This window comes from uncultured Bacteroides sp. (genome assembly GCF_949298305.1).
Classification (GTDB): Bacteria; Bacteroidota; Bacteroidia; order Bacteroidales; family Bacteroidaceae; genus Bacteroides.
Window position 1 is genome coordinate 1 of record NZ_CASFWU010000010.1, and the last position, 26,332, is coordinate 26,332.

Sequence of the window (26,332 nt, forward strand, 5' to 3'; positions counted from 1 at the left end):
ATATTATATATATATTATATAATATATAATATTACTTTTTCTTGCTACATCCCGAAAATCGATTTTTAGCTAACTGTAATTGTAATTGTAATTGCAATGCTGTGATTGCAACTGCTTTTTGGGGCATGAACCTTTTTCCTGTCTCAAATATAGTTTTGCAAATAAAACTAAACAAAAGCGCAGGAATGTGTATAAAAAGACCTCTCCATCGCCCTGCTTTTCAATGATTTAGATATTTTTAACACGAAAACTGTGTTATGTTAACAGATTTTCACAGGTTACGGATGCCTGTTTTATGGCTTTTCGCTTTTTTGTACTTATCTTTGCTTTGGGAAGAGGGACGGATGTGAGCGGTTAGTGGTGAGTGGTGAGCGGTGAATTTAAATTTTATGTTCTATGTATGGAAGCAGTGACGAAGTGTATGTCGAGGCAATGACGGAGGACATCGGCCTGGCGGCCCGGATGCTGGCTCTGGGGGTGGAGACGGAGGTGCCGGAGTGCGGGCTGTTCGAGCCTCTCAAGGTGCCCTTCAGGGACAAGTCGGGACGGCTGGACATCACGGACTGGTGGCTGAGGGTGTTTTCGCTGGGCAGCCTGGCAGGATGCGACAAGACGGAGAACAGGCGGTGCCTGGAGCTGGTGGGCGCCTTGCCGGGTGGCTACAAAATCTCGTCCTGTCATTTCTGTGGTACGAAGGAGGAATGCCTGGCGGCATTGCGGCATCCTGACTATGCGGAGCGCGTGAAGGATAGCATCCGCCACGACCTCTTCTGGATGGACGACTGACGGGGCGTGGCGTGGGTGTCCGGGCGGATGCTGTTGTCAAGAGAGTGAGGGGTGCCGATACTGAAAGTGGCCGGTCTGGCCTGAAGGAAAATGAAAACAGGAAAGGATATGGACAAGAATGGCAAGGGGGCGGAGTTGCGCGTGGTTGCCACACGATATACGCGCGACATGTCGGTGGCCAACACGTACAGCAGGGAGGCGCGTGTGGGCTGCGCGGAGTTTCGTGTGGGGATGCGGATTGAGGTGGAATATATGGACTGCGGGGCGGTGGAGGTGCTGGCTTTCTCGGAGGAGAAGGTGGTGCTGCGGTGGGCCAACGAGGTGTATGAGGTGCCCCGGGGCGGAAGCGTGGAGTCGCCCGCTGTCCTGATGGACAATCCGTATCTGAGCGTCGACCAGGTGACGATGAGGTTCGGCTACGGGCAGCCGCCGGCCGGCAGTGCGGCCATCTTGATTGCGACCCGTGACGCGGAGGAGGACCTGACGGGCCGCAGCCACTGGTGGGGCGCCCCTGACCTGCCGGAGGATTTGGTCTATCCCTGCGTGCCGGTGGACGACGGCGAGGGCGGGCACTACGACGAGCCGCTGACGTTTGTCTGCCAGATACGTTGCGCCGACCTGGCGCCGCTGGACGAGGAGAACCTGTTGCCCCACAGGGGGATGCTCTATTTCTTTGCCCCGCTGGATTATTTTCTGGGCGAACACGGCTCGCCGCTCGACCATCACGTGGCGCCGGTGGTGCTCTACACGGAGCGGGAAGAGGGGCTGGAGCCTTACGACCTGCATTGGGAGGACACGGGCGAGAGTGTTTTCCGTCCGGCGGAGGCGATGGACTTCCATCGGGTGGAGGAAGCCAGGGGAGACGGACACCGCCTGCTGGGCCGTCCCTATCAGGAGGAGGTGGAGGAGGCGCATCGGGGCTGCTTGTCGCTGCTCCAGATTGACGAGGACGACCGCTGGGGCCTGCGCTTCTACGATTGCGGCATGTACTACTTCCTCCTCTCGGAGGACGACCTCAGGGCACGCCGGTGGGACAGGGTGGAGGGGGCGCTGTTCTACTACTGACGGGGGCTCTTGAAGATGTTGGACAAGGCATAAAGCGGGATGATGTCAATCCTGTCCAATTGGCCGAAGTTTTCCAGCGAGGTCCGGATGCCATAATCCAGTTGCTTGTCGGACATAAACTGGTACATGCTCTTCATGGAGCCGCTTGTGCCGGCCTTGACCTCTACGGGTACCGCCTTCATGTCCTTGGCAATTACGTAGTCGACTTCTGCCTGCGAGCCTCTGGATAGGTTCTGCCAGTAGTACAAGTCGTGCCTTTGGGTGGGTGGGCTGTATTTGAGCATCTCCAGTCCTGCCACCATTTCGGTCAGAGACCCTTTGTTTACCAGGTCGGAGGCTGTGCCGACAAGAATGAGCCTGGACATTTCGGATAGTCCGCCTGTGTTTTCCAACCCCAACAGGCGCAGCAGCAGACCGCTGTCCAGGAACAGGTATTTTACAAACTTATCGTTTGTCTCAGCTCCAAGAGGCACTCCATTGGCGGCGGTGTGTACGACGGGTTTGATGAGCCCGGCGTCTGTCAGTAACTCCAGTGCGGCCTTGACCTTCTCGCTGCGGTAGTTGCCTTGTACCTGGCTGAAGACGAATTTGCCGCCTGTCTGCAAGGCTGCTGTAAAAAGTCAGGGATAAAAACGCCTGTTTTCTGTAAAAAGTCAGGGATAAAAACATCTGTTTTTCGTGAAAAGTCAGGGATGGACGTGCCTTGCGCAGGGCTGAAGGAGGCACTTCGTGACGGACGGCCTGAAAAACTTAGTTTTTCGTTTGTCTCTCCGCACACGTTTCATTACATTTGTGGACAACTTGTGACAAGCTACGAGCTACCAGTATTAGCTACAGGCTACGAGCTACGAGTAACGTGCTATGAGCTGCCAATGGGAGGCTATAAAAACTTTCCGAAGGCCGCAACGCATCGTACTCGCATCTTGTCATTCGTTCGTACATGGCTCACACTGGTAGCTCGTAGCTTGTAGCTCGTCACTCGTAAAAAACAGATGAAATGAAAAATACACTTTTGAGAAACATGGCACAGGGGCTGCTCCTGCTGGGAGGATGCCTGTGCGCAGGCGCGGTATCGGCGCAGAACGACAACCTGGTATTACACTACAACCGCCCGGCGGAGTACTTTGAGGAAGCGCTGGTGATAGGCAACGGGACGATGGGGGCCATCGTCTACGGCGGTACGCAGCGCGACGTGCTCTCGCTCAACGACCTTACCCTCTGGACTGGCGAGCCCGACCGCGAGGTGACATCGCCCGACGCCCATCGGGCCATCCCCGTCATTCGTGAGTTGCTGGACAACGAGGACTACCGCGGCGCCGACCGCGAGCAGCGCAGGGTGCAGGGACACTACAGCGAGAATTATCAGCCCCTGGGGCAGCTGACCGTCACCTACCTGGACGAGCCTGCCGAAATCAGCGCCTACCGCCGCACGCTGGACATAGGCAACGCCACCGCGCGGACGGAGTACTTGCGGGGAGGGAAGCGGCAGGCGAGCGACTACTTTGCCTCGGCGCCCGACTCGGTCATCGTGCTCCGCCTGAAGTCCGACGCCGTACAGGGCTTGCAGGCCGTGCTGACCTTCACCTCGCAACTGCCCCACGCCACGACGGCCAGCGGCAACGAGATTGCGGCCGAGGGCTATGCCGCCTACCACTCTTACCCCGTTTACCTGGACGACGTCAAGGAGAAGCACCTGTACGACCCCGAGCGGGGCACGCGCTTCCGTACGCTGGTCAGGGTGCTGACGCAGGGAGGCAGTGTGAAGAGCTTCCCTTCGGGCGAACTGAAGATTGAGGGCGCAAGCGAGGCGCTGGTGCTGGTGGCCAACGTGACCAGCTTCAACGGCTTCGACAAAGACCCCGCCCGCGAGGGACGCGACTACCGCAGCCTGGTGGAGCGGCGCATGGAGCGCGCGGCCGCCAAGACGTACGACCAGCTGAGGGAGGCGCACGTGGCCGACTACAAACGCCTCTTCGACCGCGTGAAGCTGGACCTGGGGCGGACGGCACCCGAGATTGCGGCCCTGCCCACCGACGAACAGCTGAAACTCTATACCGACCGGCAGCAGACCAATCCCGAGCTGGAGGCGCTCTACTTCCAGTTCGGCCGCTACCTGCTCATCTCCTGCTCGCGCACGCCAGGCGTGCCCGCCAACCTGCAAGGCCTGTGGAACGAACGCCTGCTGCCGCCCTGGAGCTGCAACTACACCAGCAACATCAACCTGGAGGAAAACTACTGGGCGGCCGAGACGGCCAACCTGAGCGAGCTGCACCAGCCGTTGATGGATTTCATCGCCAACCTGAGCCGCACAGGCGGGGAGACGGCCAAGGCTTACTATGGCGTGGACAAGGGCTGGTGCCTGGGACAGAACACCGACATCTGGGCCATGACCTGCCCCGTGGGACTGAACGGCGGCGACCCCTCGTGGGCCTGCTGGACGATGGGCGGCGCGTGGCTGTCCACCCACATCTGGGAGCGCTACCTGTTTACCCTCGACAAGGATTTCCTCAGGCGGTATTACCCCGTGCTGAAGGGGGCGGCCGAGTTCTGCCTCGGCTGGCTGGTGGAGAAGGACGGCTGGCTGATGACCTCGCCCGGCACCTCGCCCGAGAATAAGTTCGTCACTCCCGACGGCTATGTGGGCGCCACTTCCTACGGGTGTACGGCCGACCTCGCCATGACGCGCGAATGCCTGATGGACGCCGCCAAGGCGGCCGAGGTGCTGAAAGTGGACAAGGACTTCCGCAAGCAGGTGGACAAGACGCTGGCGCGCCTGCTGCCCTACCGTGTGGGGGCCGACGGCAACCTGCAGGAGTGGTTTCACGACTGGAAGGACGAAGACCCGCAGCACCGCCACCAGTCGCACCTCTTCGGCCTCTATCCGGGCCATCACCTCTCTGTGGCGGCTACGCCCGACCTGGCCAAGGCCTGCGCCCGCACGCTCGAAATCAAGGGCGACAACACGACGGGGTGGAGCACGGGCTGGCGCGTCAACCTCTATGCCCGCCTGCTCGACGGCAAGAACGCCTACCACATCTACCGCCGCCTGCTGCGCCTGGTGACGCCCGACGGATATAAGGGCAAGGACGCCCGCCGCGGCGGAGGCACCTATCCCAACCTGCTGGACGCGCACGCTCCCTTCCAGATAGATGGCAACTTCGGAGGCTGTGCGGGCGTCATCGAGATGCTGATGCAGTCGTCCGAAAGCACCATCAGCCTGCTGCCCGCCCTGCCCGCAGAGTGGAAGGACGGCCACGTGGAGGGCATCTGCGCCCGCGGAGGCTTTGTGGTGGACATGGCGTGGAAGGACGGCCGGGTGGTTTCCCTCCGCGTCACTTCGCGCAAGGGCGGAAAGACACAGCTGCGCTTCAACGGACAGAAGAAAACCGTCAGCCTGAAGGCGGGCGAGAGCTGGGAGTTGTAAGCGGACGGCGGAGTGTGTGGAAAATTCACCACAGATTGCACCGATTGGCACAGATTGTTTAAAACAAGGATAATCAGAAAAAAGTAACCTGTGTAATCTGTGGTGAAAGTATAATCGTAGGGTAGGAAGCGAGGGGAAAAGAAGGTGGCCAACCTGCCGGGCATAGGTGTGGCGGCCGGGCGACATGCCCGAAGCGGTTTCTGGGTTTTGAGGGTTCTGAAATCAGAAATCGAGTGAGTGTCGGGGGACTTTTTTAACCACAGATGGCACAGATAGGACTTGATAATCGCAGATGGATGTGGCAAGATGCCATAAAGCTGTGATAATCTGTAGTATCTGTGTCATCTGTGTGCCATATTCATTTGATTGGAATCCCAAACTCTGAAATCATCCCCCTCTTCTTCCATACAGCTTGTCTATCAGGTCGGCCCGTCCGATGCGGCGCAGCTCGTTGATGATGTTGCGGCGCTCTTCGGGTTTGTACCAGAAGAAGAACTGGCGTTGGGCCAGCTTCTCGCGTTGCGTCTTGGCGCTGAACACAGGTTCGAGCGTGTAGGGGTGATAGCCTGTGTACCAGGCTTCGGTGCTGACGGTCATGGGTGTGGGCGTGAAGTCCTGCACCTGCTCCAGGTGGAAGTCGAGCCGCTTGGTGATGACAGCCAGCTCGGCCATGTCCTCTTCGTGGCAGCCGGGGTGGCTGGAGATGAAGTAGGGGATGAGCTGCTGGCGCAGACCTTCTTCCTGGTTGATGCGGTCGAAGATTTTCTTGAACGTCTCAAACTGGGCGAAGGGCGGCTTGCGCATGACGTTGAGCACGCGCGGGCTGGTGTGTTCGGGTGCCACCTTCAGCCGTCCGCTGACGTGGCGGGTGATGAGTTCGCGGGTGTACTCGCGGGTGCTTTGGTTCACCTTGGGGTCTTTGCTCTCGTGGAGCAGGAGGTCATAGCGCACGCCGCTGCCTATGAATGACTTCTTGATGCCCGGCAGGGCGTCTACGGCGTGGTAGATGTCGAGCAGGGGGCGATGGTCGGTGTTCAGGTTGGGGCACACCTTGGGGTAGATGCACGAGGGGCGCTTGCACTTTTTGCACAACTCCAGGTTGGTGCCCTGCATGCGGTACATGTTGGCGCTGGGGCCGCCCAAATCGCTCAGGTAGCCTTTGAAGTCGGGCAGCTTCGTGACGGCCTCCACCTCGCGCAGGATGCTCTCCTTGCTGCGGCTCACGATGAACTTGCCTTGATGGGCGGAGATGGTGCAGAAAGCGCACCCACCGAAGCATCCGCGGTGGATGTTGATGGAGTGCTTGATCATGTCGTAGGCGGGGATGCGCTTGCCCTTGTACTTGGGATGGGGCAGGCGCGTGTAGGGCAGGTCGAACGAGTGGTCGAGCTCCTCGGTGGTGAGGGGCGGATAGGGCGGGTTGACCACCACCACTTGCTTGCCCACCGCCTGCACGATGCGCGAGGCGGCGTACTTGTTGCTCTCCTCCTCGATGTGGCGGAAGTTGGCGGCCTCCTTCTTCTTGTCCTTCAGGCATTCTTCGTGCGGGTAGAGGGTGATGTCTCCCTCCCGGGGGCTGACTTCGCGGGCAAGGTAGGCTATCTGGGGGACGTCCTCCACGTGGAGGCCTTCCTTCATGCGTCGGGCCAGCTCGACGACGGGCTTCTCGCCCATGCCATAGATGAGCAGGTCGGCACCGCTGTCCAGCAGGATGCTGGGGCGCACGCGGTCCTGCCAGTAGTCGTAGTGGGTGAGGCGGCGCATGCTGGCCTCGATGCCTCCCAGAAAGACGGGCACATCGGGGAAGAGCCTCTTCAGTATCTGGGTGTAGACAATGGAGGGGTATTCGGGGCGCATGTCGGGGCGTGCGTCGGGTGTGTAGGCGTCGTCGCTGCGCAGACGCTTGTTGGCGGTGTACTTGTTCACCATGGAGTCCATGCAGCCGGCCGATACGCCAAAGAACAGGCGGGGACGGCCCAGTTTCTTGAAGTCGCGCAGGTCGTCGCGCCAGTTGGGTTGGGGTACCAGGGCCACACGAAGCCCCTCAGCCTCAAGGATGCGGCCAATGACAGCGGCGCCGAACGAGGGATGGTCCACGTAGGCGTCGCCGCTGAAGATAATGACATCCAGTTCGTCCCACCCACGAAGTTCCACTTCTTTTTTGGTGGTGGGCAACCAGTCGGTCAGTCGGTATTCTCTCATGGGTGGCAAAAGCAGGGTTGGATTGGACTGGATTTATTTGGTAAATTGCACGGACATCCGCTGCCCGTCGTAGATTTCGCGGAAGCCTATCTGCTGTTCGGCCAGGTATTCTTTCAGGTCGTTGAAGGCTTCGGGGCTGTCCATGACGATTTCCAGCTTCTCACCCTGAGCCGCTTCGCACAAGGCTTTGACGGCAGGGATGAGCGGGCTGTAACGCTTCTGTCCGCAGGTGTCGATAGTTTTCATTCTCTTTCTTATTCTTCCTCTTCGAGGGGTTCCTGTTGGGAAAGCCATTGCAGATAGAGACGGATGAGCTGCTGCAATCCGAAGGCTTTCATGTTGTTGTGGTAGATGACGTCGATGCAGAGGTCGAGCAGGTCTTTGCTGTCTTCCTCCTGGGCGGCAATCAGCGAGCGGATGTTCAGCTTCAGTTTGTCGAGCACCGTCTCGTCCACAATGCCGTTGCTGTCAATGAGATGGCGGAAAAGTCCATACTTCTCAATCGTTGCCAGATTTTCTTCCGAAATCTCCATGGTGCGGGTGCCGCTGGGGTTTGCTTGTATAGTGTACATGAGTCAATAATTTTGCGGTTAATGATTAATGTTTCTTTTTCTGTTGGAACAAAGATAACTTTTTCGTCAGAGAATGCACAGCGTTTGGCAAAGTTTTTTTTAGTGATGAGCTACGAGCTACAAGCTACGATTTACGAGCTACGAGCTACGGGCTACGAGCTACAAGCTACGATTTACGAGCTACGTGTTGGACAGAAGTAGTATTCACTTGTAGCTCATAGCTCATCACTCGTTGCTCGCCGACAAGAACTTCAGGATGGAGGCCATGATGGCGGCACGGTCCGTTTCCTGTCGGATGCTCTCGAAGGGGAAGCCCATGACGAAGGTGCGGTAGTCGTTGCCCCGATAGGCCGTAGCGGAGGACAGGTTGCCGTAGGCGTATGTCAGGGCTGTGAAGGCGGGCGCTACGGGCAGGATGCAGTCGGACGCAGGGACGGCATAGCTGTCCTCGTTGGGAGTGGCGGGGAAACTGAATGTGCGTCCCAGTCCGCGGATGTAGGTCTGGTCGCCGCCTCCCTTGATGCTGGCGCCGAAGCGGCACTTCAGCACTTCGCTCACAAACTCCTGGTCGCCTTGCGAGCCGTCCATGTCGCTCGTCACGTAGGCACCGCTGACCAGCAGGTTGCCGCCCGAACGGCAGTAGGAGGTGAGGACGCGCTGCATGGCCGAGGAGAAGGTCTTGTAGCGCACGTTGCGGGCGGGGTTGCTGGCAGCGTCGTCCTTCTCCAAACCCAAGATGAGGTCTACTATCGGGTAATCTTCCAATGAGACTACGCCGTTCTCCACCGCTTCGTCGCTGCACGAAACAAAGCTGTAGCCGCCTGCGGCCTGAATGGCCTTGCCGTGTATGAAGGGATAGTCGAAAGTGTTGCCCGCTATCCTGACTCCTTCCAGCTCGCTGCTGCTTTCGCCCAGGGTCTTGCCTGCATTCTTGCGGTTGAAGTCCTGCTGGGCTCCACAGAGCGAGATGTCGTAGAGGTAGGGGACGCCCGCATCTTGCGAGAGGTCGAAGCCTGCCTGTTGGGCGTTGTTGATGACAGCAGGGCCACTGATGCGGTCGAAGCCGTTCACGATGAGTACCCGGCTCTCTTCGCGCTTGGCCTTGTAGGCGGAGAGTATCTCGGAGGGAAAGCTCTCGCCGCCGCGGTTGACGGCTGTCACCTTGAACGAATAGACAATGCCCGGCTCTATCTTGGCGGTATAGGAGGGGTTGCTGACACGCACGCCGTTGTCGAATCCGCCCCGCCCGATGCGCGTATAGACAATGTATTCGCGAGGTGTGGCGGTGGGTTCCAGCGGGTCTTCCACGCCCTGCCAGGTCAGTTCGAGGGTGTTCTTCTTCCGCCCGAACCGGATGGCAAAGCGGCTGACGGGCAGGGGTTGCACCACGTAGTCCTCGCCATGCTGGTTGCAGAGGTATTGCAGGATGGCCTTGTAGAGCGAACGGCCCACGGTGAACTTGAAGTTGGGGTCGTGACCCAGCTGCATGTCGGCAAAGTTCTGGTGTGAGAGAAGCTCTACAATGGTGGACGGCACGGCGGGCAGGCGTGTCTCGCTATAATTGCGGTCCCACAGGCTGCGGCGTGTCCAGTCGGTGTTGAAGGTGGAGCGTATGTCCCGCTGCAGTTGGGTGAGCAGGATGTCCGACAGGTCGCGCGAGGCATAGCGGTCGGTGCGGGCGGAGAGCAGGCCGTTGTTGAAGTTGGTGGTATAGATGCCCAAGGTGCCTACGATGCGGTCCTCCTGGCTGTAGCCGGCATCGCTGTGCAGGGCCATGCTCATCTCGAAAGGTACGCCCAGTCCTTTTTCTTCGGGGTTGAAGACGGAGCTGCCCGACAGGTAGTTGAGCATTCGCGAGCGGGTGTTGATGTCGTCGTCATAGTCGTTGTCGGCCTGTGGCCTGCCGTAGACAGAGGTAGGCATACCTGCCCACTGGGCGGAGTAGCGTGCTCCCTCCAGGTAGCGGGGCAGGCCGCTGATTTGTCCGCCCCGGCGGATGTTGCCCATGCCGCCGCCAAAGCGGACGGCATCGGCGCAAACCACACCTTTTTCCTTGCTTTCGTTGCTCAGTACCACCATGCCGTAGTCGTTGCAACCCTTGTCGAACATGAAGGTGCCCAGATAGACCCAGGTGCCTCCACCCATCTGCTGGTTGACCTTGAACTCGGTGACGCCTCCGTTGTGAAACACCAGGTATTTGGCATCGCTCACGCTTTGCGGAAGGGTCTGGTAAGAGACGTAGACGGCATATTCGCCCGTCTCGGGTATGTCAGGCACCCACTCGGCAAAGGCGCGGTCTTTTTTCTTCTCGGTGGGGGCAAAGCGGGCTGTGCCGTCCAGGAAGGGATTCTCTCCGTCGTTGTACGTCCTTTTGCGTTGGGCAAAGCCGGGTTTGTCCGTTGTCCGCCAGTCGGCCTTGCGGCTTTTGCCTTCGATGTAGAGCGAGCGGTTGCCGGCAGGAGTGTTGTCGTTGTCCACAATGACTTCCAGCCTCTGTGTGTCGCGTTCGCGGGGGGTGAAGACGATGGCACCGGCATTTTCGAGCATGGGGATGAGGTAGGGGAGGACAAAGGATTGGGTGAACTGGTCTTCGGTGGTGCAGAACAGGCGCGGACGCTGCCAACCCCACTTACCTTTGTCGTTGAGGTAGTACTTGCCATGGCTCTGCCAGAGGGCGATGTGCTTGCCTTCCAGTCCGCGGCTGATGTCGTAGGGGCGGGAAGTGCGGCTCACCCATGGATTTCCCTTGTACTCCAGCTTGCTGAACAGGCGGTTCTTGTCCTGCTTCTTCTTGCGGTAATAGTTGGGTATCAGTTCTTCAATGGGGCGTCCGCCGGCCGAGAGGATGACGTCGTAGTAGCGTACAGGGCCGGGAAGCAGTTGGCGGATGCTGCGGTAGATGCCGTCGGTAATCTCTTGCCTGAAGGGCTGGTAGGCGAAGCGGTCGTTGGCATAGATGAAGATTTCCTTGCGGGGGTAGTCAATGCGGAAACTGTCCAGCCGACAGGTGCCGATGTCCGTTGCCGAGCAAGTGTATTGTCTGAAAAACGTCTGGAGCCGCTCTTTCACATTCTGTTCGATGTCTTGCGCAAAGAGGGCGTTGCTTCCCCAGCAGAGGAGAAATAGCAGGAAAACAATCTTTTTCATATTGTGGGGCGGTTGATGATGGGCTGTTTGCGGAAGACAGCAGATGGCATTCTGTCCTTGACATGCCCGATGTTACCTTTTTATTATTCTATTTTTCTTGTTTCGGGCGCAAAAGTAGATAAAAAAAGAGTGGGAAACGTTGTGCTTCCCACTCTTCTTGTTTCGATTTAGCAAACTTTACAACGGAATGTACTCCACAAAAGCCTCCATGGCTTCGTAGGATGCCAGGCCGAGGCTGTCGTAGAGAGCAGCCGTGCCGCGGTTGCGGTCTTCGCTGCGCTGCCAGAACAGGCGCTCGTCGTTGCCCAGGAAAGGCGCGCTCTCCATCTGGCTTTGGTGCTTCAGGATGGAGTTGCGTTTGGCACGAAGCTCTTCGGGGCTGATGGGGACAGCCATCTCGATGTTCTCGATTTCCCATTCGGCCCAGGCTCCGCGATACATCCAGATGCGGCATTCCTTCAACCATTCGGCACCCTCTTCCTTCTCCAGGTCGATGGCAGCGAAGACTGCGTCGGTGCAGACACGGTGTGTGCCGTGCGGGTCGGCCAGGTCGCCTGCCACGAAAATCTGATGAGGCTTCACCTCACGCAGCAGGTTGCGCACGATTTCCACATCGGCCTCGCTGATGGGGTTCTTCTGTATCTTGCCGGTCTCGTAGAAGGGCAGGTCGAGGAAGTGGCAGTGGTCAAGCGGGATGTTGTTGTACGTGCAGGCCGTGCGTGCTTCGCCGCGGCGTATCAGGCCCTTGATGGTGAGGATGTCGCGCGTGTCCATGTCGCCGTCCTTCTTCTCACGCAGGAATTGGCGGATTTCCTTGTACTTTTCGTTGATGGTCTGGTCGGCACTGTTGTTGAAGAGCTGGTTGAAACCGTTGATGAAGTGCAGGAAGCGGATGACTTCTTCGTCGCCCACGGCAATGTTGCCGCTGGTCTCGTAGGCCACGTGCACGTCGTGCTTCTGCTCTACCAGGCGGCGGATGGTGCCTCCCATGGAGATGACGTCGTCATCGGGATGGGGCGAGAAGACAACCACACGTTTGGGGTAAGGCATGGCCCGTTCGGGACGATAAGTATCGTCGGCATTCGGCTTTCCGCCTGGCCAGCCTGTGATGGTGTGCTGGAGGTCGTTGAATATCTTGATGTTGACATTGTAGGCCGAACCGTAGAGGGCCAGCAGTTCGCTCAGACCGTTCTCGTTGTAGTCCTTGTTGGTCAGTTTCAGGATGGGCTTGCCGGTGAGCTGGCACAGCCATACGATGGCGCTGCGTATCAGCTTGTCGTTCCATTCGCACGACGTAACCAGCCACGGACGCTGGATGCGCGTCAGGTTGGCTGCGGCGCTGAGGTCGATGGCTACATGCGCATTGTTGTGCGTCTGCAGGTAAGAGGCCGGGATGGTGTCCGTAATGTTGCCTTCCACGCATTCTTTAATCATCTTGGCCTTTTCCTCACCCCAGGCCATCAGGTAAATCTTCTTGGCGGCCAGGATGGTGGCCACGCCCATGGTGATGGAGCTGATGGGGGTATTCTCGATGTTGCCGAACATTTTGGCGGCATCGTTGCGTGAGGCATTGTCCAACAGAATCAGGCGGGTCGTGGAGTTCAGGCGTGAGCCCGGCTCGTTGAAGCCGATGTTGCCCACGCGGCCGATGCCCAGCAGGGCTATGTCAATTCCACCGAAACTTTCGATGCGCTGTTCGTAGAGTCGGCAGTACTCGAAGATGGTGTCTTTGGGCATGTTTCCGTTGGGGCTGAAGATGTTTTGCGGGTCAATGTCCACATGGTCCAACAACATTTCTTTCAGTGAGTTCAGGTTGCTGTTGATGGCGTCTGCGGCAAGGGGATAATATTCGTAGAGGTTGAATACAATGACGTTGCGGAAACTCAATCCTTCTTCCTGGTGCATCCGGATGAGGGCTGAATACACATTGCGCGGTGTGTTTCCGCCAGCCAATGCCAGCACGCAGAAGCGGCCCGCTTTCTGTTTCTCGCGGATAGCCTGTGCTATGTCGAGAGCCACCTGTTTGGCTCCTTCTTCCGGCGATTCATAGATGTCTGTCGGAATTTTCTCCAACCGTGTCAGCACCGACCGTTCAAAGGCATTTTCGGGTCTGTAATACCTGGTGGAGACTCTGTTGAGAGTGATTTGGGAACTGAGATTGGTTTTCATAAAATAGAAATATTAAATGAATAAAAAAAGATTGTCACGAGATGGATAAGGTGTCCGTTTCGGGCACGAGCTGCCCCATGGCCCATACGGCTCTGATTTTAAGTTCGTCGTCCATGACGATGATGTCGGCGTCTTTGCCTTTCTGGAGCGAGCCCTTGCGGTCGTAGACACCCATGATGCGTGCGGGCGTTTCCGAAGCCATGCGTACGGCATCCGCCAGGGGAATGTCTGCCTTCTGCACCATGGTGCGTATCAGGCGGTCCATGGTGGCCACACTGCCGGCCAGTGCCGAGCGGTCGGCCAGCTTGCAGACTCCGTCTTCGATGATGACGCGCGGGTCGAACGCTTCCTGGCTGTCGCTGGCGGCGCATGCCAGGGCATCGGTGATGAGGCAGGTGCGCTCCACACCTTTTATCTTATAGACCAGACGCAGGATGGTGGGCGGTACATGGATGCCGTCTGCCACAACCTCTACGGTCATGTTGTCCATCAGGTAGATGCTTTCCACCGTGCCTTCGTACTTGTACTCGCGGCGTTTGTGGAAGCCCGGCATGGCATTGTAGAAGTGGGTGGCATGAGTATAGCCGGCTTCGTAACCGGTGCGGATGTCTTCAAACTCGGCCTGTGTATGGGCTACTGAGGCCAATATCCCCTTGGCTGTGATGTACTTGCCGAACTGCATGGCACCAGGCAATTCGGGAGCGGCATCCCAACGTTTGATGCAGGACCATTTCTCTACAATGGGGATGTATTCGTAGGGGTCGGGGTTCTTGATGTTCTCAGGCATTTGTCCGCCTGCCATGGCCATGTTCAGGTAATGGCCTTCCAGGTGCAGGCCCAGAATGGGGCTGTCCTTTTCTGCCATCAGCTTGGTGCAGGTCTCTGCGGCCTGTTCAATCATGGGCACGGTGGAGGAGGAAAGAGTGGGGAAGATACTGGTGGTACCATACTTCATGTGTGTGCGGACTGCAGCTCGGAAAGCGTCTTCGGTACATTCCATAAAGTCGCGTCCGCCGCCGCCATGCACATGGATTTCCACCCCTCCCGGCAGCACGTACATGCCTTTCACATCGATGACTTGGGCACCGATTACAGCCAGGTCGCAGTTGGTCACCTCCAGAATTTTGTTGTCCCTGATGAGTACGGAACCGTCCTTCAGCCATCCCTGAGGTGTCAGGATGCGGGCATTGATTAATTGAGTCAACATAGGATTTAGGATTAAAGTTATTGTTTTATAAAGTCTTGTCAGTTGACGTTGTTTTTCAATTTACAAATGTAGGGACTTTTTAGCTATGATACACTCCCTATATCGTGGTATTTTCTTTAAAAAGTACAAATTCGTGCTTTCAATGTTGATGGCGCATTTGCAAACCATGCGTTGCTTTCGCAAAATTTGGAGTTATTCCACCTGCTATTTGCCTTCTTCCGCAAGCAGTGTGCGCCCGGTGTGAAACTTCTGCTTTCACCGAATTTGTCTGTCTGTCAGCTTCAAAAAGGCCTGTGAAAGCGTGAAGTTTTTTTCTGAAGAAGCCTTCATTGAGGTATGTGAAGGCTGAAACGGTGGAAACAAGGGGCTTATGTCCTGTGAAATCTGGCATACTCTGTGGTGCCCGGTCATTTGAAATTTGATGATGGACATGGAGTTTGTCGGATGTTTGCACAGTCCGTATCGGATGCTTGCATGGTCTGCGGTGGATGCTTGCATGGTCTGCGGTGGATGCTTGCATGGTCTGCGGTGAATGCTTGCATGGTTCGTAAGCCATGTTTGCAGGTTAGAATATGGATAAAAATTCCTAAAGGGGGAGGAATATGCAGAATTTTGATTATGTTTGTACGCACATATTTTAAATTCAAGGGCTTATGAAGAATTGGAGAATTGAGGCGATAATCATCGCCATCGGTATCATCATGCTGGGCGTGATGATCAGGAACGGCATCAACGATTTCAAGGACAAGGAACGGGTGGTGACGGTGAAGGGACTGGCCGAAATGGAAGTGCCGGCCGACAAGGTGGTGTGGCCGCTGGTCTATAAGGACATCGGCAACGACCCGGCTGCGCTCTATACCAATCTGGAGCAGAAGAACAAGGCCATCGTGGAGTTCCTGAAGTCGAACGGCATCGGCGAGGAGGAAATCAGCATTGCCCCGCCCGAGGTGATAGACATGCAGGCCGAACGCTATGCCGACCGCAACGTGAACTATCGCTACAACGCCACGTCGGTCATTACCGTGACGTCGAAGAACGTGGACAAGGTGCGCAAGCTCATGTCCGAGCAGGCCGAACTGATGAAGCAGGGGATTGCCATTACGGGCGGCGACTACCGCTACAACGTGGTTTATGAGTTTACTGGGCTGAACAATGTGAAGCCGCAAATGATAGAAGAGGCCACGAAGAACGCCCGCGCGGCAGCCGAGAAGTTTGCCAAGGACTCGGACAGCAAGCTGGGCAAGATACGCAACGCTTCGCAGGGTCAGTTCACCATTTCGGACCGCGACGCCAATACACCTTATATAAAAAGCATACGGGTGGTGACCACCATCAACTATTATCTGCGGAAATAGTAAAGCGGTCGGCATCCATCCAGACGGGGAATTTGGCTCTGAATTCCTTCAGACTGTCCAGGGAGAGCGTTGCGGTGGCAGCGCCCTCCTTGTTGTCTGTCAGGGTGGCAAGCGGAAGGCCCTTGGGGGAGTAGAGGATGCTGCCGCCGTTGTGGGGCAGTCCGTTGCCGTCTGTCCCGATGCGGTTCACGCCGCAGACGTAGCACATGTTTTCCAGCGCGCGGGCCTGGAGCAGGATGTCCCATACCCGGCGGCGCGAGGCGGGCCAGTTGGCCACGTAAATCAGCAGGTCGTAGGCATTGTCCGTGTTGCGGCTCCAGACGGGGAAGCGCAGGTCGTAGCACACCAGCAGGAGGATGTTCCAGCCGCGGTAGGTGATGATGGGGCGTTGGCGGCCGGGGGTGAAGTGTTCTGTCTCGTCGCCCATGCGGAAGAGGTGGCGTTTGTCGTAGTAGAAGCTCTCGCCTTCGGGTGTCAGGAAGAAGGCGCGGTTGTAGTAGCGCGGTTTTCCGTCCGGCCCGCAGGCTTCGTCGCGGGCCATGAAGCTGCCTGCAAGGGCTGTGCCGTACTGTCCGGCCCATTGGCGCAAGGTGCTGAGGGTTTCTCCGTCTACCGTTTCGGCCTGAAGGGCGGTGCTGGTGCTGAAGCCGGTGGAGAACGTTTCGGGCAGGACGACAAGGTCTGTCTTTCCGCCGACGGCCTCCAGTTCGCCGCGCAGGCGGCGGAGGTTTTCCTGCTTGTTCTCCCAGGCGATGTCGGTCTGGAGGAGGGTGATGCGTAGCGGGTTCATACGGATGGAATAGGGGGATAGGGAGTGGATGAAACGAAAGCTGGGCGCGTTTCCGGGCAGAGATAAGTCCGTCAATAGTCGCCCAGTGCGAAGTTGTTGGGATGTTTCCCTCTGAAGTTCTTGAAATACAGCTTGATTCGGCGCATGTCCTTCTCCACGTTTCCCGTCGGCACGAATGCGTCTCCGGCGGTAATGGTCTTGGACGGATAGTCGATGCCTATCAGGGCAATGGGTACCTGCGCTTTCAAGGCTATGTAATAGAATCCCAGCTTCCAGTTGGGATTGGCTTTACGCGTGGCTTCGGGTGTGATGGCCAGGTGGAAGTGCTTGCTTCGTGCAAAGCGTTCAGCCATTTGGTCTACCAGTGATGTCTTCCGTTTGCGGTCTACGGGGATGCCGCCCATAGCCTTGAAGATGGGGCCTAAGGGGAAGAAGAACCATTCCTTTTTCATCATAAAGCTGGTTTTTCCACCCACTGCACCATAGAAAAGTTTGCCGATGAGCAGGTCCCAGTTGGAGGTGTGAGGTGCCGCACAAATCACGCACTTGTCGTAGTTCGGCACCGTCACACGGTACTTCCAGCCCAGCAGGCGATGATAAATAAAGCTGCAAAGGGTTTTCTTTATGCTCATTTTAGCTGGCCGATTGCTTCGATGATTTCGTCTACTTTAGCGTTGAAATCAGAATGGAACTTCTTGTAGAAACCCTTCACGTTGCCGGGTTCGGTATGGCTGATGCGGCTGATGAACTCGTCCTGTACTCCCAGAATTTTGCCCATCAGTTCGTCTGCTTTCTTTTTGTCGGTTCCGGGCACATAAAGACTCTGTACGAGGCATTCCATAAACAGTTCTCCCATGATGTAGTTCACGTTCTTTTTCAGTGCTTTTCTGCTTGCCATAATTACATTTTATTTAAGTGAATACTAACCTCTTCCGGCCTTTGTGTCCGTTTGTGCCTTGAGGCTTTGGCGGAGTCAGAAGCCGTCTGTCTGGTTTGATTATCTGCTTTAGTGTCGGTAAAGATAATATATTTTCGGCGAATAACGGCAACAAACAGGTAAAAAGCTTTGAGACGGGCGGAAAGTGGGCGGATGGCCGGCCGGTGGAGGAAACCTGACGGGTGTGGAGCAGGTATGGGTTGCCTGTGGATTTTTTCTACACTTTCTTGTGGAATTTCTACACTCAGTCTGTGGACTTTATGGGTGAAAGAAACGCGGTTTTTGTCCCTCTATTTGTTGATAGCGAGATATTTGTGTACCTTTGCACGCAGATTGTGGCTTCTTGGCACTATAATTGTCTGATACTAATGAAAATCAGGGTAAAATTTAATCAACAAACAAGCATGAAACTATTTTTTACATCAAAAAGAGAACTGAAGCTGAAGAAGAAAAGGCTGATAGGAATGTTGGCCTGTATGGTCGTGTTGCTTGCCGTGTATATCATCTGGACATGGCCCAAGAAAGTTCAGCCGCAAGCTCCCATCGTAGTGGTGGAACCTGCCGGAACGGAAGATGTGGAGATTTATGGAGATTATGTAGGGCGCATCCGCGCGCAGCAGTTTGTCGAGGTGCGTGCCCGTGTGGAGGGCTTCCTTGAGAGCATGGAGTTTGCCGAAGGTACCTACGTGAACAAGAATCAGGTCTTGTTTGTCATTGACCCGCGGCAATATCGTGCCAAGGCCGACAAGGCGCGGGCGCAGCTCCGCAAGGATTCGGCCTCGGTGCGCAAGACGAAGCGCGACCTGGAACGTATCCGCCCGCTGTTCGAGCAGAATGCGGCCAGCCAGCTCGACCTGGACAATGCCATTGCCGCCTACGAGACGGCGGTGGCCAGCATGGGTATGAGCCAGGCCGACCTCGACCAGGCTGAGCAGGAATTGGGTTATACGTGGGTGCGGTCGCCGATATCGGGACACATCAGCGAGCGCTATGTCGATTTGGGTACACTGGTCGGCACGGCCGGTAAATCGTTGCTTGCCACTGTTGTCAAGAGTGACACCGTGCTGGTGGATTTCAGCATGACGGCGCTGGACTATCTGAAGAGTAAGGAACGCAACGTGACGCTGGGGCAGAAGGACTCCACACGCTCCTGGCAGCCCACCGTTACCATCACCCTGCCCGATAACAGCATTTATCCCTTCAAGGGGCTGGTGGACTTTGCCGAGCCTCAGGTGGACCCCAAGACGGGTACTTTCTCCGTGCGTGCCGAGATGCCCAATCCCGACCGCGTGTTGCTGCCTGGACAGTTTACGAAGGTGCGTCTGTTGCTCGACGTGCTTGAACGGGCAACGGTCATTCCTCAGAAGGCACTGATTATTGAAAAAGGTGGTGCCTACGTGTTTGTGATGCGCCGCGACTCTACGGTAGAACGCCGCTTCATCGAACTGGGGCCCGAGTTCGGCAACAATGTCGTGGTTGAACGTGGCTTGGTGGCTGGCGAGATGGTGGTGAGCGAAGGCTACCACAAGTTGAGCCCGGGCATCAAGGTGCGGATTGGCGAAGCCGTCGGCAAGGAAGAGGAAGAAAACAAGAAGTCGTAAACACCCAAACGCAGAACCCAACAGCATGAAAGTTAGTTTCTTTATAGACAGGCCGGTCTTTTCGGCCGTCATATCCATATTGATAGTCATTGTGGGTGTCATCGGCCTGACGATGCTTCCCATTGACCAGTATCCCCAGATTACTCCGCCCGTGGTGAAAATCAGCGCTTCCTATCCGGGTGCCAGTGCGCTGACCGTCTCGCAGGCTGTGGCAACTCCCATCGAACAGGAGTTGAACGGTACGCCGGGCATGCTCTACATGGAGTCCAACAGTTCCAATTCGGGTGGCTTTTCGGCTACAGTGACGTTCGATATCTCCGCCGACCCCGACCTGGCCGCTGTGGAAATTCAGAACCGCATCAAGCTGGCCGAGTCGCGACTGCCCGCCGAGGTGGTGCAGAACGGCATCGAAATCGAGAAGCAGGCCGCCAGTCAGCTGATGACCCTCTGTCTGACCTCGGATGACCCCAAGTTCGACGAAATCTATCTGAGTAACTTTGCCACCATCAATGTGCTCGACCTCTTGCGTCGTATTCCCGGCGTGGGTCGTGTGTCCAACATCGGCAGCCGCTACTATGCCATGCAGATTTGGGTGGACCCCGCCCGCCTGGCCAACTTCGGCCTGACCGTGCAGGACGTGCAGAACGCCCTGAAGGACCAGAACCGCGAGTCGGCGGCAGGCGTACTGGGACAGCAGCCGGTGACGGGACTGGACATCACCATCCCCATCACGGCGCAGGGACGTCTGTCCAGCGCCGCCGAGTTTGAGGAGATTGTGCTCCGTGCCAATGCCGACGGCTCACTCATTCGCCTGCGAGACGTGGCGCGTGTGTCGCTCGAGGCGCAGTCGTACAACACCGAGAGCGGTATCAACGGCGGCAACGCGGCCGTGCTGGGCATTTACATGCTGCCGGGTGCCAACGCCATGGAGGTGGCCGAGAACGTGAAGGAGACGATGGCGGAAATCAGCAAGAACTTCCCCGAAGGGCTGTCCTACAACTTCCCCTTCGACATGACCACTTACATCTCCGAGTCCATCCACGAGGTGTACAAGACACTGTTCGAGGCTCTCTTCCTCGTGATTGTGGTGGTGTTCCTCTCCTTGCAGAGCTGGCGGGCCACGGTCATCCCCATTGTGGCGGTGCCCATCTCGCTCATCGGTACTTTCGGGTTCATGCTCATCTTCGGCTTCTCGCTCAACATCCTGACCCTGCTCGGACTGGTGCTGGCCATCGGTCTGGTGGTGGACGACGCCATCGTGGTGGTGGAGAACGTGGAGCGCATCATGGAGGAAGAGCACCTGAGTGCCTACGACGCCACCAAGAAGGCCATGGACGGATTGACGGGTGCGCTGATAGCCACCTCGCTTGTACTGGCGGCGGTGTTCGTGCCCGTGAGCTTCCTCTCGGGCATTACGGGGCAGCTGTACCGCCAGTTCAGCGTCACCATCGCGGTGTCCGTGCTTCTATCTACCGTCGTGGCCCTTACGCTGAGCCCTGTGATGTGTTCGCTCATCCTGAAGCCTTCCGACCCCAACAAACCCAAGAACCGCGTGTTCCGCGCCATCAACCGCTGGCTCGACCTGGGCAACCATAAATACGTAGGCGCCATCAAGCATGTCATCAAGCATCCGCGCCGGGTGATGGCCGGCTTCGGCATGGTGCTGGTGCTCATTTTCGTGTTCTACCGCCTGATACCGACCAGCTTCCTTCCCGTCGAGGACCAGGGCTACTTCACCGTCGAACTGGAGTTGCCCGAAGGCACCACGCTGGAGCGGACGCGCGCCGTGACAGACCGCGCCATCGCTTTCCTGATGGATCAGCCCGAAGTGGAATACGTACAGAACGTCACGGGTACCAGTCCCCGCGTAGGCACCAGTCAGGCTCGCAGCCAGCTCACCGTCATCCTGAAGGAGTGGGGCGAGCGCGACGACACCACCATTGACGCCATCATGGACAAGGTGAACCGCGAGTTCACCGAGTACCCCGAGTGCAAGGTCTACCTCTCCACGCCGCCCGTCATCCCCGGCCTGGGTACGTCCGGCGGCTTCGAGATGCAGCTTGAGGCGCGCGGCGAGGCCACCTACGAGAACCTGGTGCAGGCTGCTGACACGCTGATGTTCTACGCCTCGCAGCGCAAGGAGCTGAGCAGCCTCTCGTCCTCGCTCCAGGCCGAGATACCGCAGCTGTACTTCGACGTGGACCGCGACAAGGTGAAGATGCTGGGCGTCCCCATGGCCGACGTGTTCTCTACGGTGAAAGCCTATACGGGCTCGGTCTACGTGAACGACTTCAACATGTTCAACCGCATCTATCGTGTCTACCTGCAGGCCGAGGCATCCTACCGCGAGCACCGGGACAACATCAACCTCTTCTTTGTCCGCGGAAGCAACGGAGCCATGATACCCCTGACCGCGCTGGGAACCACCGAGTACACCACCGGCCCGGGCAGCATCAAGCGGTTCAACATGTTCAGCACCGCCGTCATACGCGGTACCGCCGCCCAGGGCTACAGCTCGGGCCAGGCCATGGACCTGATGGAGCAGATTGCGCGCGACCGCCTGCCGGACAACATCGGTGTGGAATGGAGCGGTCTGTCTTACCAGGAGAAGCAGGCCGGAGGCCAGACGGGACTCATCCTGACGTTGGTGTTCCTCTTCGTGTTCCTGTTCCTGGCTGCACTCTATGAGAGCTGGAGCATTCCTATCGCCGTGTTGCTCTCGCTGCCTGTTGCCGCTTTGGGTGCCTACATGGGTGTCTCCATTTGCGGATTGGAGAACGATACTTACTTCCAGATTGGTCTGGTGATGCTTGTCGGACTGGCAGCCAAGAACGCCATCCTCATCGTTGAGTTCGCCAAGGACGAGGCCGACGCGGGCAAAGATGTGGTCGAGGCCGCCCTGCACGCTTCCCACCTGCGCTTCCGACCCATCCTGATGACTTCGCTGGCCTTTATTTTGGGCATGTTGCCTATGGTCATTGCCAGCGGACCGGGCTCTGCCAGCCGTCAGGCCATCGGCACGGGTGTGTTCTTCGGCATGATTGTGGCCGTCACGGTGGGCATTGTCCTCGTACCTTTCTTCTTTGTGATGATTTACAAGGCCAAGAACAAACTTAAGAAAATCCGTTCCTGATTTCCAAGATTCAAGACAGAACGACATACATTATATATTAATAGGTATTGATTATGACACACACCATACAGTCTGTTTCGTTAATTCTTCATAATCCTGAGGCACGTCCCGGCTTCCTCCGCCAGCGTAGGGAGTGGGGGATGCGCCCCTCTTTGATAGGCTTGCTGGCCGCTGTCCTGCTGCTGCTCTCGGGTTGTCAGTTGGGCAAGCACTATACCCGCCCGCAGCTGGATTTGCCCGTTTCGTTGCAGGATTCGGCTCATGCCGATACCCTCCATGCCGACACCCTTTGTTTTGCCGACTATCCTTGGGACTGGCTCTACGCTGACACGCTCCTGCAGGACCTCATCCGCCGCACCCTTGTCTACAACAAGGACATGCAGATGGCCGCTGCCCGCGTCAAGGAGCTGGCGGCCATGAAGCGCATTGACTTTGCCAACCTGTTCCCTTCCGTCAACTTCCGCGGCTATGCCGAGAAGGAGGCAGACAACTACGGAGGCGACGCCTACAGCCCCGACAACCAGTTCGACCTCAAGGCCGTCGTCTCTTGGGAGCTTGACCTGTGGGGCAAGCTCCGCTGGGCCAAGGACGCCAGTGTGGCCGAGTTCGTAGGCAGCATCGAGAGCCGGCGCGCCCTGCAGATGAGCCTCGTGGCGCAGGTGGCACAAGCCTACTTCGAGCTCGTGGCCCTGGACAACGAGCTGGCCATCGTCCGCCAGACCGTGGAGGCCCGCCGCGAGAGCCTGCACCTGGTGCGCCTGCGTTACGAGGGCGGACTCATCTCCGAGATTCCCTTCCGCCAGGCGCAGGTGGAGCTGGCCAAGACGGTCACCCTCGTGCCCGACCTGGAGCGCAAGATTACGCTGAAGGAGAACGAACTCTCGTTCCTCACCGGCGAGTATCCGCACGGCATCCGCCGCACGCCGTCCACCGTGGACATCGTCCTGCCCGACAACCTCCCCGTCGGCCTGCCGTCGGCACTCCTGGAGCGCCGCCCCGACGTCCGCCAGGCCGAGCAGAACCTCATAGCCGCCACGGCCGAAGTCGGTGTGGCCTACACGAGCCTCTTCCCCAGCATCACCCTGACCGCCCACCTGGGCGCCGAGAGCGAGGAGCTGGAAGACATCCTCAAGTCGCCCTACCACCTCCTCAGCGGCGCACTGCTGCAGCCCATCTTCGCCATGGGCAAGAACCGCGCCCGCCTCAAGGCGAAGAAGGCCGCCTGCGAGCGCGCCGCCTACGCCTATGAGAAGGCCGTGCTCAGCGCCCTGAAGGATGCCTACAACGCCATCACCGAGTTCAACAAGATAAAGGACATCTACGACACCCGCCTGCGCCTGGAGCAGTCGGCAAAGTCCACCCTGGACCTGGCCGAACTGCAATACGTCAACGGCGCCATCGGCTACATGGACCTGCTCGACGCGCAGCGTACCTACTTCGAGGCACAGCTCAGCCTCAGCTACGCCATACGCGACAAGCGCATCACCATGGTCAACCTCTACAAGGCCCTCGGCGGGGGATGGGAGTGAGCCCTCCATCCCGCCGTCATGCCGACCGAAAGTTTCCCTCCTGCCGTGATAAAAGATGTTATCACGGCAGGTTTTTTTTGCCAGTCCGGCAGAAAAATCTTATCTTTAGCCTTGACACAGATATGTCCAGCTTTGACACAGCTGTGGCAAGTCTTGACACGACTGTGTCCAGCCTTGACACGAGGATTTCCTGCCTTTCTCCGCACTTTTTCGCAGGGGGATACCTGAGAATCTGATGCCGTGAAGACCACTTTTCGCAGGCATGAATCGGGGGGGCTGCAGTGCTAACCACTTAAAACCGGACAATCGTATGGCAAAGTATGAAATGCAGGCGTCTAACCTGCCGCAGAAGGAGGGAGACTCCACCGTTTATTTTCCGCGTATGCGCATCGCCGGACACCTCTCGACGGACGAGCTGGTGCGGCAGGCCGTGCAGTACACCACCTACAATCCCGCCGAGGCGCGCGCCGTGCTCGACATGGTGTTCCGCCACCTGGGGCAGTGCATGGCGCGGGGCTACTCGGTCAGCCTCGACGGCTTCGGTAGCTTCAGCCTCTCGCTCCGCCTGAAGAAGGGACGCAAGCGCGAGACGGGCGCCGAGGGCGAGCAGAGGCGTAACGCGCAGAGCATAGAAGTGGGGGGCGTGAACTTCAAGCCGGACAAGCGCTGGCTCAGGGAGATGAACTGCACCTGCCGCCTGGAGCGGTCGGAGCGCAAGTTCGAGCGTTCGTCCACGCGCTACACCGAGGCCGAGCGCCTCGCCCTGGCCCGCGAATTCCTGCAGACTCACGAAGAGATGGCCCTCTGGCAGTATTGTGCCCTGACCGGCCTGTTGAAGAACAAGGCCAGCCGCGAGCTGCGCCGCTGGGAGGCACAGCCCGAGGTGACGGGCATCCGGGGTGTGGGGAAGGGGGCGATGAAGAGGTGGAGGAGCCTCACCCCCCAACCCCCTCTCCCGTAGAGAGGGGGAGCAGTTAGAATGCACCGCGCGCTCCCCCCCCCTCTCTACGGGAGAGGGGGCCGGGGGGTGAGGCTGTAGGGGGACTGTCGGGTTCAGTCTTTCAAATCCTCCCCATCGCCTTGGCCGCCAGCCACAGGATGAGCGCGGCGGCGAGGCCGAGCGCCAGCAGGTTGAAGAGGAAGAGCATGAGCAGGCATTTGGCCGTGGTCTTGCCCCAGCCCTCGCGGTAGACGGTGTGCATGGACACGAGCTGGTAGAGCATCAGCGCCAGCGGCGAGAGGAAGATGAAGGCGTCTTCCACGGGGTTGGTGACGACGTTGTTATAGCTTACACGGTTGAACTCCCAGAGCAGGATGCCTGCGGGCACGGCCATCAGCACCAGCAGGAGGCTGCTCAGGTGGGTGGCGTGGGCGAAGTGCTCCATGTAGCGTCGGCGCGGATAGAAGAGCTTGAACAGCAGCGCCTGCACAGGCAGGAGGAACATGAGGAACATGGGCGTCCACTTGGACAGCTGCCCCAGGACGAACGATGCCGTGGCCTGCTGGTGGAGACGGTCGGTCTGGTCGATGTTCGTCATCCAGTCGTACGCGTCGGCCGTGATGCGTCCCGTCAGCGAGTCCGTGGGCATGTCGTGGTAGAAGAGCTCTTCCTCGTCCATCTCGCCCAGCTGTGCCGTGCGCCTCAGGACCTTGGCCTCGGTCTGGTTCTCCTCGTGGATGTCGGTGCGCTTCAGGCAGGCGTCGAAGAGCGCCCGCGGGAGGGTGACCCGGTTCAGCTCGTCGCCGCGCTCCTCGTAGTGCAGGCGGACGAGGCTGTCGGCCCGTTGCGCCCCGCGTGCGTCCAGCACCTTGCGCAGCGTCTCCATGTTGTAGGCGTAGACGGTCGTGTCCGGCAGCGCGTCTGCGTCCGCTCTTTGCAGCATACCTATCACCGTGTCGGGAATCTGCTCTCCCGCCATCGTCAGCAGCGCCCGTCCGGTGCTCCGCTCGGCGGCCATGAAGAAGAAGGTGAAGAACAGCACGGAGATGAACATGTAGAGCCGGAAGGGGTGTACGTAGGAGTTGATTTTGCCGTCGTTGAACTCGTTCGTCAGGAAGCCCGGGCGGGAGAACAGCAGGCGCAGCGTCATCCACACCTTGCCGTCGAACTGGTACATGTTCTCGAAGTACTGGCGGACGTATTTCCACATGGGCTGGTGGATGTCCAGTGCGTATTGCCCGCACTGGTGGCAGTACATGCCCTTCAGCGTCGTTCCGCAGTTCATGCAGTGGGTGTAGGGCCTCACCTCCCCGGCCCCCTCTCCCGTAGAGAGGGGGAGAGTGGATGTGTCCTTCTTCTCCGTTTCCTTCTTCTTTTCCTTTCTAATCCGGTCGTATAGCTTTCGTATCATCATTGTCTTCTTCCTGTCATTATCTTAGTTATCTGTCTTATCTATTCTATCTTCTCTCCGTCTG

Annotated in this window: 20 protein-coding genes; 8 read left to right on the top strand and 12 right to left on the bottom strand. The window is 57.9% G+C overall.

Annotated elements, in window-relative coordinates; genetic code table 11:
- Window positions 1–396 precede the first annotated feature (396 nt).
- Together Q1Y74_RS02285 and Q1Y74_RS02290 are read left to right on the top strand one after the other, a co-directional pair.
- Window positions 397–786 carry a hypothetical protein gene (locus tag Q1Y74_RS02285; RefSeq protein WP_300812097.1) on the top strand — a complete coding sequence of 130 codons (390 nt, stop codon included), beginning with the start codon at window positions 397–399 and terminating at the stop codon, window positions 784–786.
- 90 nt (window positions 787–876) lie between these two features.
- Window positions 877–1,851, top strand: coding sequence for a YwqG family protein (locus tag Q1Y74_RS02290; RefSeq protein WP_300812098.1), 975 nt, complete (start codon window positions 877–879; stop codon window positions 1,849–1,851).
- On the opposite strand, the gene Q1Y74_RS02295 is transcribed toward Q1Y74_RS02290, so the two are convergent.
- The gene (locus Q1Y74_RS02295) at window positions 1,845–2,456 is read right to left on the bottom strand and encodes a DUF4143 domain-containing protein (RefSeq protein WP_300812099.1); all 612 of its coding nucleotides are present in this window, start codon (window positions 2,454–2,456) and stop codon (window positions 1,845–1,847) included. The two genes, Q1Y74_RS02290 and Q1Y74_RS02295, sit on opposite strands and share 7 nt — an antisense overlap.
- Window positions 2,457–2,848: 392 nt before the next feature.
- On the opposite strand from Q1Y74_RS02295, the gene Q1Y74_RS02300 reads away from it, so the two are divergent.
- Window positions 2,849–5,275 (top strand): glycoside hydrolase family 95 protein, encoded by a 2,427-nt coding sequence (locus Q1Y74_RS02300; RefSeq protein WP_300812100.1) that lies wholly within the window; start codon window positions 2,849–2,851, stop codon window positions 5,273–5,275.
- A gap of 387 nt (window positions 5,276–5,662) precedes the next feature.
- On the opposite strand, the gene Q1Y74_RS02305 is transcribed toward Q1Y74_RS02300, so the two are convergent.
- From Q1Y74_RS02305 to Q1Y74_RS02335, 7 genes are all read right to left on the bottom strand, one after another.
- Entirely contained in the window at window positions 5,663–7,477 is a 1,815-nt protein-coding gene (locus tag Q1Y74_RS02305) for a YgiQ family radical SAM protein (protein WP_300812101.1), read from the bottom strand.
- 33 nt (window positions 7,478–7,510) lie between these two features.
- Window positions 7,511–7,723, bottom strand: a complete 213-nt coding sequence (locus tag Q1Y74_RS02310; protein ID WP_300812102.1) for a sulfurtransferase TusA family protein — start codon at window positions 7,721–7,723, stop codon at window positions 7,511–7,513.
- A gap of 8 nt (window positions 7,724–7,731) precedes the next feature.
- Window positions 7,732–8,049 carry a hypothetical protein gene (locus Q1Y74_RS02315; protein WP_300812103.1) on the bottom strand — a complete coding sequence of 106 codons (318 nt, stop codon included), beginning with the start codon at window positions 8,047–8,049 and terminating at the stop codon, window positions 7,732–7,734.
- Between the two features lie 225 nt (window positions 8,050–8,274).
- Entirely contained in the window at window positions 8,275–11,196 is a 2,922-nt protein-coding gene (locus tag Q1Y74_RS02320) for a xanthan lyase (RefSeq protein WP_300812104.1), read from the bottom strand.
- A gap of 177 nt (window positions 11,197–11,373) precedes the next feature.
- Window positions 11,374–13,365, bottom strand: a complete 1,992-nt coding sequence (locus Q1Y74_RS02325) for a glucosamine-6-phosphate deaminase (RefSeq protein ID WP_300812105.1) — start codon at window positions 13,363–13,365, stop codon at window positions 11,374–11,376.
- Between the two features lie 34 nt (window positions 13,366–13,399).
- A complete protein-coding gene (gene nagA / locus Q1Y74_RS02330; RefSeq protein ID WP_300812106.1) occupies window positions 13,400–14,572 on the bottom strand; it encodes an N-acetylglucosamine-6-phosphate deacetylase in 1,173 nt (390 codons plus the stop codon).
- Window positions 14,573–14,711: 139 nt separating this feature from the next.
- On the bottom strand, window positions 14,712–14,963 hold the full coding sequence (locus tag Q1Y74_RS02335; protein WP_300812107.1) for a hypothetical protein: 252 nt from the start codon (window positions 14,961–14,963) through the stop codon (window positions 14,712–14,714).
- A 262-nt stretch (window positions 14,964–15,225) separates the two neighbouring features.
- Here Q1Y74_RS02335 and Q1Y74_RS02340 point away from each other — a divergent pair, with 262 nt between their 5' ends.
- Complete coding sequence (locus tag Q1Y74_RS02340; protein ID WP_300812108.1) at window positions 15,226–15,927, top strand: SIMPL domain-containing protein; 702 nt, start codon at window positions 15,226–15,228, stop codon at window positions 15,925–15,927.
- On the opposite strand, the gene Q1Y74_RS02345 is transcribed toward Q1Y74_RS02340, so the two are convergent.
- From Q1Y74_RS02345 to Q1Y74_RS02355, 3 genes are all read right to left on the bottom strand, one after another.
- Window positions 15,905–16,717: an amidohydrolase gene (locus Q1Y74_RS02345; protein WP_300812147.1), complete on the bottom strand. Its 813-nt coding sequence runs from the start codon at window positions 16,715–16,717 to the stop codon at window positions 15,905–15,907. The genes Q1Y74_RS02340 and Q1Y74_RS02345 overlap by 23 nt on opposite strands.
- A 71-nt stretch (window positions 16,718–16,788) precedes the next feature.
- Window positions 16,789–17,343 carry a lysophospholipid acyltransferase family protein gene (locus Q1Y74_RS02350; protein WP_300812148.1) on the bottom strand — a complete coding sequence of 185 codons (555 nt, stop codon included), beginning with the start codon at window positions 17,341–17,343 and terminating at the stop codon, window positions 16,789–16,791.
- A 2-nt stretch (window positions 17,344–17,345) separates the two neighbouring features.
- Complete coding sequence (locus tag Q1Y74_RS02355) at window positions 17,346–17,615, bottom strand: hypothetical protein (protein ID WP_300812109.1); 270 nt, start codon at window positions 17,613–17,615, stop codon at window positions 17,346–17,348.
- A 443-nt stretch (window positions 17,616–18,058) separates the two neighbouring features.
- Here Q1Y74_RS02355 and Q1Y74_RS02360 point away from each other — a divergent pair, with 443 nt between their 5' ends.
- The 4 genes from Q1Y74_RS02360 to Q1Y74_RS02375 all read left to right on the top strand — a co-directional run bounded on the left by Q1Y74_RS02360 (window position 18,059) and on the right by Q1Y74_RS02375 (window position 24,878).
- A complete protein-coding gene (locus Q1Y74_RS02360; protein ID WP_300812110.1) occupies window positions 18,059–19,255 on the top strand; it encodes an efflux RND transporter periplasmic adaptor subunit in 1,197 nt (398 codons plus the stop codon).
- Between the two features lie 25 nt (window positions 19,256–19,280).
- Window positions 19,281–22,388 carry a multidrug efflux RND transporter permease subunit gene (locus tag Q1Y74_RS02365; protein ID WP_300812111.1) on the top strand — a complete coding sequence of 1,036 codons (3,108 nt, stop codon included), beginning with the start codon at window positions 19,281–19,283 and terminating at the stop codon, window positions 22,386–22,388.
- 140 nt (window positions 22,389–22,528) lie between these two features.
- Window positions 22,529–23,917, top strand: a complete 1,389-nt coding sequence (locus Q1Y74_RS02370) for an efflux transporter outer membrane subunit (RefSeq protein WP_300812149.1) — start codon at window positions 22,529–22,531, stop codon at window positions 23,915–23,917.
- 310 nt (window positions 23,918–24,227) lie between these two features.
- Window positions 24,228–24,878, top strand: coding sequence for an HU family DNA-binding protein (locus tag Q1Y74_RS02375; protein ID WP_300812113.1), 651 nt, complete (start codon window positions 24,228–24,230; stop codon window positions 24,876–24,878).
- A gap of 100 nt (window positions 24,879–24,978) precedes the next feature.
- Here the strand turns inward: Q1Y74_RS02375 and Q1Y74_RS02380 are convergent, their stop codons facing one another.
- Window positions 24,979–26,271 carry a DUF3667 domain-containing protein gene (locus Q1Y74_RS02380; protein ID WP_300812114.1) on the bottom strand — a complete coding sequence of 431 codons (1,293 nt, stop codon included), beginning with the start codon at window positions 26,269–26,271 and terminating at the stop codon, window positions 24,979–24,981.
- Window positions 26,272–26,332 lie beyond the last annotated feature (61 nt).

What these genes read in the sequence shown, in the direction of transcription:
- Q1Y74_RS02285 (WP_300812097.1), top strand. Translation starts at nt 397, where the DNA reads ATGTATGGAAGCAGTGACGAAGTGTATGTCGAGGCAATGACGGAGGAC.
- Q1Y74_RS02290 (WP_300812098.1), top strand. Translation starts at nt 877, where the DNA reads ATGAAAACAGGAAAGGATATGGACAAGAATGGCAAGGGGGCGGAGTTG.
- Q1Y74_RS02300 (WP_300812100.1), top strand. Translation starts at nt 2,849, where the DNA reads ATGAAAAATACACTTTTGAGAAACATGGCACAGGGGCTGCTCCTGCTG.
- Q1Y74_RS02305 (WP_300812101.1), bottom strand. Translation starts at nt 7,477, where the DNA reads ATGAGAGAATACCGACTGACCGACTGGTTGCCCACCACCAAAAAAGAA.
- Q1Y74_RS02310 (WP_300812102.1), bottom strand. Translation starts at nt 7,723, where the DNA reads ATGAAAACTATCGACACCTGCGGACAGAAGCGTTACAGCCCGCTCATC.
- Q1Y74_RS02315 (WP_300812103.1), bottom strand. Translation starts at nt 8,049, where the DNA reads ATGTACACTATACAAGCAAACCCCAGCGGCACCCGCACCATGGAGATT.
- Q1Y74_RS02320 (WP_300812104.1), bottom strand. Translation starts at nt 11,196, where the DNA reads ATGAAAAAGATTGTTTTCCTGCTATTTCTCCTCTGCTGGGGAAGCAAC.
- Q1Y74_RS02325 (WP_300812105.1), bottom strand. Translation starts at nt 13,365, where the DNA reads ATGAAAACCAATCTCAGTTCCCAAATCACTCTCAACAGAGTCTCCACC.
- nagA (WP_300812106.1), bottom strand. Translation starts at nt 14,572, where the DNA reads ATGTTGACTCAATTAATCAATGCCCGCATCCTGACACCTCAGGGATGG.
- Q1Y74_RS02335 (WP_300812107.1), bottom strand. Translation starts at nt 14,963, where the DNA reads ATGCCAGATTTCACAGGACATAAGCCCCTTGTTTCCACCGTTTCAGCC.
- Q1Y74_RS02340 (WP_300812108.1), top strand. Translation starts at nt 15,226, where the DNA reads ATGAAGAATTGGAGAATTGAGGCGATAATCATCGCCATCGGTATCATC.
- Q1Y74_RS02345 (WP_300812147.1), bottom strand. Translation starts at nt 16,717, where the DNA reads ATGAACCCGCTACGCATCACCCTCCTCCAGACCGACATCGCCTGGGAG.
- Q1Y74_RS02355 (WP_300812109.1), bottom strand. Translation starts at nt 17,615, where the DNA reads ATGGCAAGCAGAAAAGCACTGAAAAAGAACGTGAACTACATCATGGGA.
- Q1Y74_RS02360 (WP_300812110.1), top strand. Translation starts at nt 18,059, where the DNA reads ATGAAACTATTTTTTACATCAAAAAGAGAACTGAAGCTGAAGAAGAAA.
- Q1Y74_RS02365 (WP_300812111.1), top strand. Translation starts at nt 19,281, where the DNA reads ATGAAAGTTAGTTTCTTTATAGACAGGCCGGTCTTTTCGGCCGTCATA.
- Q1Y74_RS02370 (WP_300812149.1), top strand. Translation starts at nt 22,529, where the DNA reads ATGCGCCCCTCTTTGATAGGCTTGCTGGCCGCTGTCCTGCTGCTGCTC.
- Q1Y74_RS02375 (WP_300812113.1), top strand. Translation starts at nt 24,228, where the DNA reads ATGGCAAAGTATGAAATGCAGGCGTCTAACCTGCCGCAGAAGGAGGGA.
- Q1Y74_RS02380 (WP_300812114.1), bottom strand. Translation starts at nt 26,271, where the DNA reads ATGATGATACGAAAGCTATACGACCGGATTAGAAAGGAAAAGAAGAAG.